Raw genomic sequence first — 8,710 nt, forward strand, 5'->3', positions numbered from 1 at the left:
ATCCACACCGAACCGGAAGGGCCCTCACCCGTTCAAGATCCCTCAGCCGAGACCTGGCTCACCCGTCCACAACCTCCCCGGACAGAACATCTAGGACTAGATCTAGGACTCGTCTTCCGGTCGCGGTGTCTTCACGCCGTGCACGCGCGCGTACTCGGCGGCGAGCCAGGGGCCCAGGTCGTCGGCGTAGGCGCGCAGCACGCGCGGGTCGCCCACGGGCTCGTGGCCGTACTCCGCCGCCGTGCGCAGCTGTGCGGCCCGCTCGGGGTAGTACGCCCCGCAGACCTCGGCCATCTCGCGCAGATCGCTCGTCCAGCCGTTCCAGCGGGGCATGACGAGCGTGAAGCCGGTGCGGACGAGATGCCGGGACATGAAGCGCACCAGGGGCCGCCGGGCCGCCTCGGTGTCCTCCGCGGCCGCGATCCGCTCGCGCCAGCGCGGCAGCAGCCGGGCGAGGTCGCCGTTGGTCTCGCGGGCGAGCAGGGAGTCGGGGCGGTAGCGGGGCAGCAGCGCGGCCAGGTCGTCGCCGAGCAGCGGGGTGCACAGACAGGCCACGAACCAGCCCAGGTCGTACCGCTCCGGCGCGCTGAGCAGCCGCCCTCGGCCGTAGAGCAGCGGCCCGACGCCGTCGATCTCGGGGTGGTCCCGGTCCAGGGCCGCACCGAGGGCCCGGACGAGGGCACGGTCGGCGTCGGACGGTTCCTCGCGCAGGACGACGAACAGGTCCAGGTCGCTGCGGCCCACGCGGGCGGTGCCGCGGGGGATCGACCCGTAGAGGTACGCCCCGTCCAGCCGCGCCCCGAAGACGTCCGGCAGCCGTTCCCGTACCGCGGTCACGACGGGCTGGAAGGCGCCGGGTACGTGCGCGAGGGAGCCCTCCCGGGCGATGAAGCCGAGGGGGTCGAGGCCGTGGGGGCGGGGCGGGGTGGACATGGGGGCCACTCTGCCGTGCGGCCCCGTTTCGAACAGCTGGTTTTCGGACCGGACCCGGGGTCAGCGGGACCGCTTGGCCAGCCGCTCCACGTCCAGCAGGATGACCGCCCGCGCCTCCAGCCGCAGCCAGCCGCGCTGGGCGAAGTCGGCGAGCGCCTTGTTGACGGTCTCGCGGGAGGCGCCGACCAGCTGGGCCAGCTCCTCCTGGGTGAGGTCGTGGACGACGTGGATGCCCTCTTCGGACTGCACGCCGAAGCGCCGGGACAGGTCGAGCAGGGCGCGCGCCACGCGGCCGGGGACGTCGGAGAAGACCAGGTCGGACATGGCGTCGTTGGTCTTGCGCAGCCTGCGGGCGACGGCGCGCAGCAGGGCGCCGGCCACCTCGGGGCGGGCGTTCAGCCAGGGCTGGAGGTCGCCGTGGCCGAGGCCGAGGAGCTTGACCTCGGTCAGCGCGGTGGCGGTCGCCGTACGCGGGCCCGGGTCGAACAGCGACAGCTCGCCGATCAGCTCGCCGGGACCGACGACGGCGAGCATGTTCTCGCGGCCGTCGGGGGAGGTGCGGTGCAGCTTGACCTTGCCCTCGGTGACGACGTACAGGCGGTCGCCCGGGTCGCCCTCGTGGAACAGGGAGTCGCCGCGAGCGAGGGTCACCTCGCTCATCGAGGCGCGAAGCTCCGCGGCCTGCTCGTCGTCGAGCGCCGCGAAGAGCGGGTTGCGCCGCAGAACGTCGTCCACGAGTTCTCTCCTTGTCGACCTGCTCAGGGGATCTTCTTCCCCCGTGTGCCAGGGGACCGTGTTCTCATTTTGCCGGACGGTCCAAACAGTGTGATCTGTCACAAGGATGCCGCACAGGTGTGCCGGGGTAAGCGTCAGGGGTCCAATCGGGGGCCGATCTTCGGGGTCCGGGGCGGATGCGCGCGCCGGGCCCTAGGCTGGCCGGGTGTCCAAAACGCCGGTGAGAGCACAGGCCAAGGGGGCTTAGCGGGTGGTTGTCCGTCGCGATTCCGCTGTGGGCGAACAGGGCCCCGGAGGCAGTAGGAAAAGTAGAAAAAAGGCTGAGATGCCGGAAGGGGCTGTTTTGGCAGGGAAAGAAGGTTCCGCCGAGAAGGCCGCCCCTGTCGCGAAGGCGCCTTCCGCGAAGAAGGCCACCCCGGCCAAGAAGTCCGTTTCCACCGGAAAGGGCACCCCCGTCAAGAAGTCCGTTTCCGCCAGGAAGGTCACCCCTGCCAAGAAGGCCGTGGCCACCGGTGAGCGGGTCCCCGTGAAGAAGGCCGCGCCCGCCCGCGAGGTCGCCGTGAAACCCCCGGCGGGGGAGTCCCGGACCGCCCTGGTCCGCCGGGCCCGCCGGATCAACCGCGAGCTGGCCGAGGTGTACCCCTACGCCCACCCGGAACTGGACTTCGAGAACCCCTTCCAACTGCTGGTCGCCACCGTGCTGTCGGCCCAGACCACCGACCTGCGCGTCAACCAGACGACCCCGGGGCTCTTCGCCCGCTACCCCGCCCCCGAGGACCTGGCCGCCGCCGACCCGGAGCGGGTCGAGGAGATCCTGCGCCCCTGCGGGTTCTTCCGGGCCAAGACCAGATCGGTCATAGGGCTGTCCAAGGCGCTGGTGGAGGACTTCGGCGGCGAGGTGCCGGGGAAGCTGGAGGACCTGGTCAAGCTGCCCGGCGTCGGCCGCAAGACCGCCTTCGTCGTGCTCGGCAACGCCTTCGGGCGGCCCGGCATCACCGTGGACACGCACTTCCAGCGGCTGGTGCGGCGCTGGCGGTGGACCGAGGAGACCGACCCGGACAAGATCGAGGCCGCGGTCGGCGCGCTGTTCCCCAAGAGCGACTGGACCGACCTGTCCCACCACGTCATCTGGCACGGCCGCCGCATCTGCCACGCCCGCAAGCCCGCCTGCGGCGCCTGCCCGATCGCCCCGCTCTGCCCGGCCTACGGCGAGGGCGAGACCGACCCGGAGAAGGCGAGGAAGCTGCTGAAGTACGAGAAGGGCGGCCTGCCCGGCCAGCGGCTCAAGCCGCCGCAGGCCTATCTGGACGCGGGCGGCAAGCCGGCCGCGCCACTGGGGGCCGCGTGACGGAACGATCTAGGCGTCCTCGGCGTTGGACGAGACAGAGCGACGGGGGTGGGCGATGACGCGGGCCAGTGAGACACGACGCGACGCGGTGGCGCTGGACGGGCGGGGACTGCCCGACTGGCTGGACCCGGTGGCGCGCGCGGCGGCCACCATCGAACCCCTCCAGCTCAGCCGCTTCCTGCCGCCGGCGAACGGCTCGGGCCGGCAGTCGGCCGTGCTGATCCTGTTCGGCGAGGGCGAGCGCGGCCCCGAGCTGCTGCTCATGGAGCGCGCCGGCTCCCTGCGCTCGCACGCGGGCCAGCCGTCCTTCCCGGGCGGCTCCCTCGACCCCGAGGACGGCGATCCGCAGGGCGAGGGCCCGCTGCGGGCCGCCCTGCGCGAGGCCGAGGAGGAGACCGGGCTCGACCCCCGGGGCGTGCAGCCGTTCGCCGTGCTGCCCCGGCTGTACATCCCGGTCAGCCGCTTCGTCGTCACACCCGTTCTCGGCTGGTGGCGCGAGCCCACCCCGGTCGGCGCCGTGGACCCGAACGAGACGGCGCGGGTGTTCACCGTCCCCGTGGCAGATCTCACGGACCCCGCCAACCGCACCACCGTCGTCCACCCCAGCGGGTTCCGGGGTCCGGCATTCCAGGTCGAATCGACCCTGGTGTGGGGTTTCACGGCCGGGGTGATCGACCGGCTGCTGCACTTCGCCGGCTGGGAGCGCCCCTGGGACCGGGAGAAGCTGGCCCCGCTCGACTGGAGCTCGTGACAGGGTGATCCCCGTGCTGTCTCTTTCCCGGGGACGCTGGGTCCCTCTGTCCCCACGGGGGCGGGCCGGACTCCTCGTCCGAGCCGCGGGAAGCGGAATGGAGTAGGCGAGGGCCTGAAGCGGTGAACGTGCTGGACATCCTGTTGCTGGTCGCGGCCGTGTGGTTCGCGGTCGTGGGCTACCGCCAGGGCTTCGTCGTGGGCATCCTGTCGGTGATCGGGTTCCTGGGCGGCGGCCTCGCGGCGGTGTACGCGCTGCCCGTCGTCTGGGGCGCGGTGACCGGCAACGCGGAGGTGGGCACCACCGCCGCCGTCGTGGCCGTGGTCGTCGTCATCGTCTGCGCCTCCGTCGGCCAGGCCCTGACCACCCACCTCGGCAACAAGCTGCGCAAGCACATCACCTGGTCCCCGGCCCGCGCCCTGGACGCCACCGGCGGCGCGCTGGTCAACGTGGTGGCGATGCTCCTGGTCGCCTGGCTGATCGGCTCCGCCCTGGCCGGCACCACCCTGCCGACCCTCGGCAAGCAGGTGCGCGGCTCCAAGGTGCTGATCGGGGTCTCCCGGGCGCTGCCCGCGCAGGCCGACACCTGGTTCGCGGACTTCTCCTCCGTCCTCGCGCAGAACGGCTTCCCGCAGGTCTTCAGCCCGTTCTCCGACGAGCCGATCAAGGACGTCCAGCCGCCCGACCCGGCCCTCGTCGGCAGCCCGGTCGCCACCCGCGCCCAGCGCTCCATCGTCAAGGTCACCGGCACCGCCCAGAGCTGCGGCAAGGTCCTGGAGGGCACCGGCTTCGTCTTCGCCGACCGCCGCGTGATGACCAACGCGCACGTCGTCGGCGGGGTGGACGCGCCGACCGTGCAGATAGGCGGGGTGGGCCGGCGGTACGGCGCCACGGTGGTGCTGTACGACTGGAAGCGCGACATCGCCGTACTCGACGTACCGGACCTCAAGGCGAACGCGCTGAGGTTCTCCGACCCGGACGCGTCCGGCGGCGACAGCGCGATCGTGGCGGGCTTCCCGGAGAACGGCTCGTACGACGTGCGCGCCGCCCGCGTGCGCGGGCGCATCTCGGTCAACGGCCCGGACATCTACCGCCGCGGCAGCGTCCGCCGTGACGTCTACTCGCTCTATGCCACCGTCCGCCAGGGAAACTCCGGCGGCCCCCTGCTCACCCCCGACGGCAGGGTCTACGGGGTGGTGTTCGCCAAGTCCCTGGACGACGCCGAGACCGGCTACGCGCTGACGGCGGACGAGATCCGGCCGGACATCGCCCGCGGCCGCACGGCGAACGAACAGGTGGGTACGGACAGCTGCGCGCTGTGAGCCGCGAGGAGGCCCTTCAGCCGCGCGGGTGACGCAGCCGGACCGAGACCCAGCGGGCCCGGCGGCGCAGGATACGCGGGATCCCCACGCGGAGGTCGCCTTCCGCGAGTTGCGGGGTACCTCGTTGAGGCGTGCTCAGACCCGTGGCCGAGCGGAGGTTTCGGGGTGCGTCACTGTAGTCCGGCGTCCAGCCCATACCCCTGCGTGTGCCCCCGCCCGAAGGTCGATAACCGCTTGGGCGGCGGCCAATTGGCCTATGCGGCGGGCATGTGGCCGTACGGGGGACAAGTGGCGCGGAACCGGATACTCAACGCATCGGTCCCGTCACGCCGCCGTCACCGGTCCGGCTCGGGGTCCTTCAGCCAGCTGATCAGCTCCGTCGAGAACGCCACCGGGTCCTCCTCGTGCGGGAAGTGCCCGAGACCGTCGAACAGCCGCCAGCGGTACGGCGCTTCGACGTACTCCCCGGAACCGGCGGCACTGCGCGTGCGGCTCACCGGATCGAGTGAACCGTGCAGATGCAGCGTGGGCACCCGCACCGGCCGCTTCATCCTGCGGTAGAACTGCACGCCGTCCGGGCGGGCCAGGGACCGCACCAGCCAGCGGTACGGCTCGATGGAGCAGTGCGCGGTGGAGGGGATGCACATGGCGCGCTGGTACGTGCGCACCGCCTCGTCCTCCGGCGCCCGCGGCCCGGACCAGTCCCGGATCAGACGGCCGACCAGTTCGCCGCCGTCGGCGGTGAGTTGACGCTCGGGGATCCAGGGCCGCTGGAAGCCCCAGATGTAGGAGTTGGCGGCCGTCTGCCGGGCGTCCCGCAGCATCGCCGCGCGCCAGCGCCTCGGATGCGGCATCGACACCACCGCGAGCCGTCGCACCAGCTTGGGGCGCATGGCCGCCGCCGTCCACGCCAGATAGCCGCCGAGGTCGTGCCCGACCAGCGCGGCGTCCGGCTCGCCGAGGGAGCGGATGACGCCGGTGACGTCCAGGGCGAGGTTGGCCGGGTCGTAGCCGCGCGGCGTGCGGTCGCTGCCGCCGACGCCCCGCAGGTCCATGGCCACCGCCCGGTAGCCGGCCTCCGCGAGGGCGACCAGCTGGTGCCGCCAGGTCCACCAGAACTGCGGGAAGCCGTGGAGCAGCAGCACCAGGGGGCCGTCGCCGAGTTCCGCGATGTGGAAGCGGGCGCCGTTGGCGGCGACGTCCCGGTGGATCACCTGGTGTCCGGGCAGGCCGATCCGTACCAGCGAGGGATGAGCGGGGTCCGTCATGACGACGAGCGTGCCACAGCCTCGATGGCCGCGGGGCTGCGATCCTCGGGAAGCTCCGGGCGCGGGTGCGGCTTGGCCTTCCCGAGGACGTTCGCCGTCTCCTTCATGGACGCGGCGACCTTCTGCGGCCCCCGGCCCTTCTTGGCCTTCTTCGCGAACGCCACGCCGATCAGCGCGAGGAGGCCGGCGACGAGCACGTTTGCCGCGAAGGACAGCACGAAGCAGACCGCCAGGTTCCAGTGGGTCCACGTGCGGATGCCGTACGCCAGGGCGAAGTTGAGCATCGGCAGGGAGAACACCAGGACCGCGCCCGCCATCGAGAACGCGCCGCCGCTGGTCGCGCCGCGCTTCACGTCCTGCTTGAGCTGCGCCTTGGCCAGCGCGATCTCGTCGTGCACCAGCGCCGACAATTCGGTCGTCGCCGAGGCGAACAGCTGGCCGATGCTGCGTTCGGCACCGACCGGGCTGCCGTCGGGTGCGCTCATCGCGGTCTCCCTTACGAGTTCTCTCGTGTCCCTGGGCGTCGCGGGCGTGCGGCCGCCCGCCCCGGGTCACCGTCTTGATTTGTACCGTCTCGTCAGATCATGCCGGACGGCCGCCCTCGTCGCCTGCCCCGCCCGGCACTTCCGCAAGCCCGTCGCCCGCCTCGGCCGCCCGCTCGGCGGCGATCCGCCGGTGTTCGGCGGCCCTGCGCTCCAGGATCTCGGCCATGCGCAGGTGGTATGCCGGGTCGCCCTCCTCGTAGATGTCGGGGACGCCGTCGAGGTCGTCGTCGCGGTCCTCGGCCTCGCACAGCCTGCGGTACTTGGCGTTGCGTATCTTCAGCAGCACGGTGGCGCAGGCCGCCGCGATCAGCGATCCGGTGAGGACGGCGGCCTTGGTCTCGTCGGTGAGGAGCGCGTCGCCGTCGTAGGCGAGTTCGCCGATGAGCAGCGAGACGGTGAAGCCGATTCCGGCGAGCGAGGCCACCGCGAAGACGTCCGCCCAGGCGAGATCCTCGCTGAGGGAGGCGCGGGTGAAGCGGACGGTCAGCCAGGTGCCGCCGAAGATTCCGAGCGCCTTGCCGATGACCAGGCCCATCACCACGCCGAGCGTCTCCGGTCGGGTGAACAGGTCGCCGAGCGCCTGCCCGGACACCACCACCCCGGCGCTGAACAGCGCGAACACCGGCACGGCGAACCCGGCCGACAGGGGCCGCACCAGGTGTTCGATGCGCTCGCCGGGCGAGCGCTCCTCGCCCTCGCGGGTGGTGCAGCGCAGCATCAGGCCCATGGCCACGCCGGCGATGGTGGCGTGCACGCCGCTGTTGTACATCAGCGCCCAGTTGACGACCGCGAGCGGCACGTACACGTACCAGCCGCGCACGCCCATGCGCAGCAGCAGCCAGAAGACGGCGAGGCCGAGAAGCGCGCCGCCGAGCGCGGCGAAGTTCAGCCGGTCGGTGAAGAAGACCGCGATGATCAGGATCGCGAAGAGGTCGTCGACGACGGCGAGGGTGAGCAGGAAGGCGCGCAGGGCGCTGGGCAGGGAGGTGCCGATCACCGCGAGGACGGCGAGCGCGAAGGCGATGTCGGTGGCGGTGGGCACCGCCCAGCCCTGGGTGGAGCCGTGCCCGGTGAGGGCGGTGACGGTGTAGACGAGCGCGGGTACGGCCATGCCGCACAGCGCGGCCACCACGGGGAGCACGGCCGCCTTGGGATCGCGCAGGTCTCCGGCGACCAGTTCGCGTTTGAGCTCGATGCCGGCGACGAAGAAGAAGATCGCGAGGACGCCGTCGGCGGCCCAGTGGGCGATCGACAGGTTCAGGCCGAGGGCGGCGGGGCCGAAGCCGAAGTGGCTGACCGCCTCGTAGCTGTGGCGCAGCGCCGGGACGTTCGCCCAGATCAGGGCGGCGACGGCGGCGAGGAGCAGGAGGACGCCGCCGACGGTCTCCGTGCGCAGCGCGTCCGCGACGTAGGTCCGCTCGGGCAGGGACAGGCGTCCGAGGGCCTTGCGGGCGGGGTGCGGGGAGCGGGGCGCGGTCACGATGGGGGACCTCCGGTATCAGGCAGGACGGCTTGACCGCCGACCAGACTTCCCGGCACACCCAGTGGATCTTGTTGAGTTCTTGACTCTTTGGTTACTTTACCTAAATTGTCGGGCGGGCGAAAGGCGAGAGACCGGTGGGCCCGGTGGGCCCGGACGTACGCCAGGGGCGCCCGGCGTGATGCCGGGCGCCCCTGCTCGGTCGTACCGGCTCAGTCCTCGCTGGGTGCGGCGGGGAGTTTGTTCTGGATGAGGTCCATGACGCCGGCGTCGGTGAGGGTGGTGACGTCGCCGAGTTGGCGGTTTTCGGCGACGTCGCGCAGGAGGC

9 protein-coding genes are annotated in these 8,710 nt (G+C 72.0%); 3 read left to right on the forward strand and 6 right to left on the reverse strand.

Translation table 11 applies throughout. From position 1 onward, the window contains the following. Positions 1-102: 102 nt before the first annotated feature. Both AB0927_RS40525 and AB0927_RS40530 read right to left on the reverse strand, forming a co-directional pair. Positions 103-933, reverse strand: coding sequence for a nucleotidyltransferase domain-containing protein (locus tag AB0927_RS40525; protein WP_366672882.1), 831 nt, complete (start codon positions 931-933; stop codon positions 103-105). 60 nt (positions 934-993) lie between these two features. Then, complete coding sequence (locus AB0927_RS40530) at positions 994-1,668, reverse strand: Crp/Fnr family transcriptional regulator (RefSeq protein ID WP_014674022.1); 675 nt, start codon at positions 1,666-1,668, stop codon at positions 994-996. A gap of 325 nt (positions 1,669-1,993) precedes the next feature. Between AB0927_RS40530 and nth the strand changes: the two genes are divergently transcribed. The 3 genes from nth to AB0927_RS40545 all read left to right on the forward strand — a co-directional run bounded on the left by nth (position 1,994) and on the right by AB0927_RS40545 (position 5,089). Beyond that, positions 1,994-3,016, forward strand: a complete 1,023-nt coding sequence (nth, locus tag AB0927_RS40535; protein ID WP_366672883.1) for an endonuclease III — start codon at positions 1,994-1,996, stop codon at positions 3,014-3,016. A gap of 55 nt (positions 3,017-3,071) precedes the next feature. Beyond that, the gene (locus AB0927_RS40540; protein WP_366672884.1) at positions 3,072-3,767 is read left to right on the forward strand and encodes a CoA pyrophosphatase; all 696 of its coding nucleotides are present in this window, start codon (positions 3,072-3,074) and stop codon (positions 3,765-3,767) included. Between the two features lie 122 nt (positions 3,768-3,889). Then, positions 3,890-5,089 carry a MarP family serine protease gene (locus AB0927_RS40545; protein WP_366672885.1) on the forward strand — a complete coding sequence of 400 codons (1,200 nt, stop codon included), beginning with the start codon at positions 3,890-3,892 and terminating at the stop codon, positions 5,087-5,089. A gap of 16 nt (positions 5,090-5,105) precedes the next feature. On the opposite strand, the gene AB0927_RS40550 is transcribed toward AB0927_RS40545, so the two are convergent. The 4 genes from AB0927_RS40550 to nhaA form a co-directional block, all read right to left on the reverse strand. After that, positions 5,106-5,285, reverse strand: a complete 180-nt coding sequence (locus tag AB0927_RS40550) for a hypothetical protein (RefSeq protein ID WP_366672886.1) — start codon at positions 5,283-5,285, stop codon at positions 5,106-5,108. 139 nt (positions 5,286-5,424) lie between these two features. After that, positions 5,425-6,357, reverse strand: a complete 933-nt coding sequence (locus AB0927_RS40555) for an alpha/beta hydrolase (RefSeq protein ID WP_366672888.1) — start codon at positions 6,355-6,357, stop codon at positions 5,425-5,427. Next, on the reverse strand, positions 6,354-6,842 hold the full coding sequence (locus tag AB0927_RS40560; protein WP_366672889.1) for a phage holin family protein: 489 nt from the start codon (positions 6,840-6,842) through the stop codon (positions 6,354-6,356). The genes AB0927_RS40555 and AB0927_RS40560 overlap by 4 nt, the downstream gene beginning before the upstream one ends. Positions 6,843-6,939: 97 nt before the next feature. Beyond that, the gene (nhaA, locus tag AB0927_RS40565; RefSeq protein WP_366672890.1) at positions 6,940-8,382 is read right to left on the reverse strand and encodes a Na+/H+ antiporter NhaA; all 1,443 of its coding nucleotides are present in this window, start codon (positions 8,380-8,382) and stop codon (positions 6,940-6,942) included. Between the last annotated feature and the right edge of the window lie 328 nt (positions 8,383-8,710).

It is taken from the genome of Streptomyces sp. NPDC048106, from assembly GCF_040706415.1.
GTDB lineage: Bacteria > Actinomycetota > Actinomycetes > Streptomycetales > Streptomycetaceae > Streptomyces.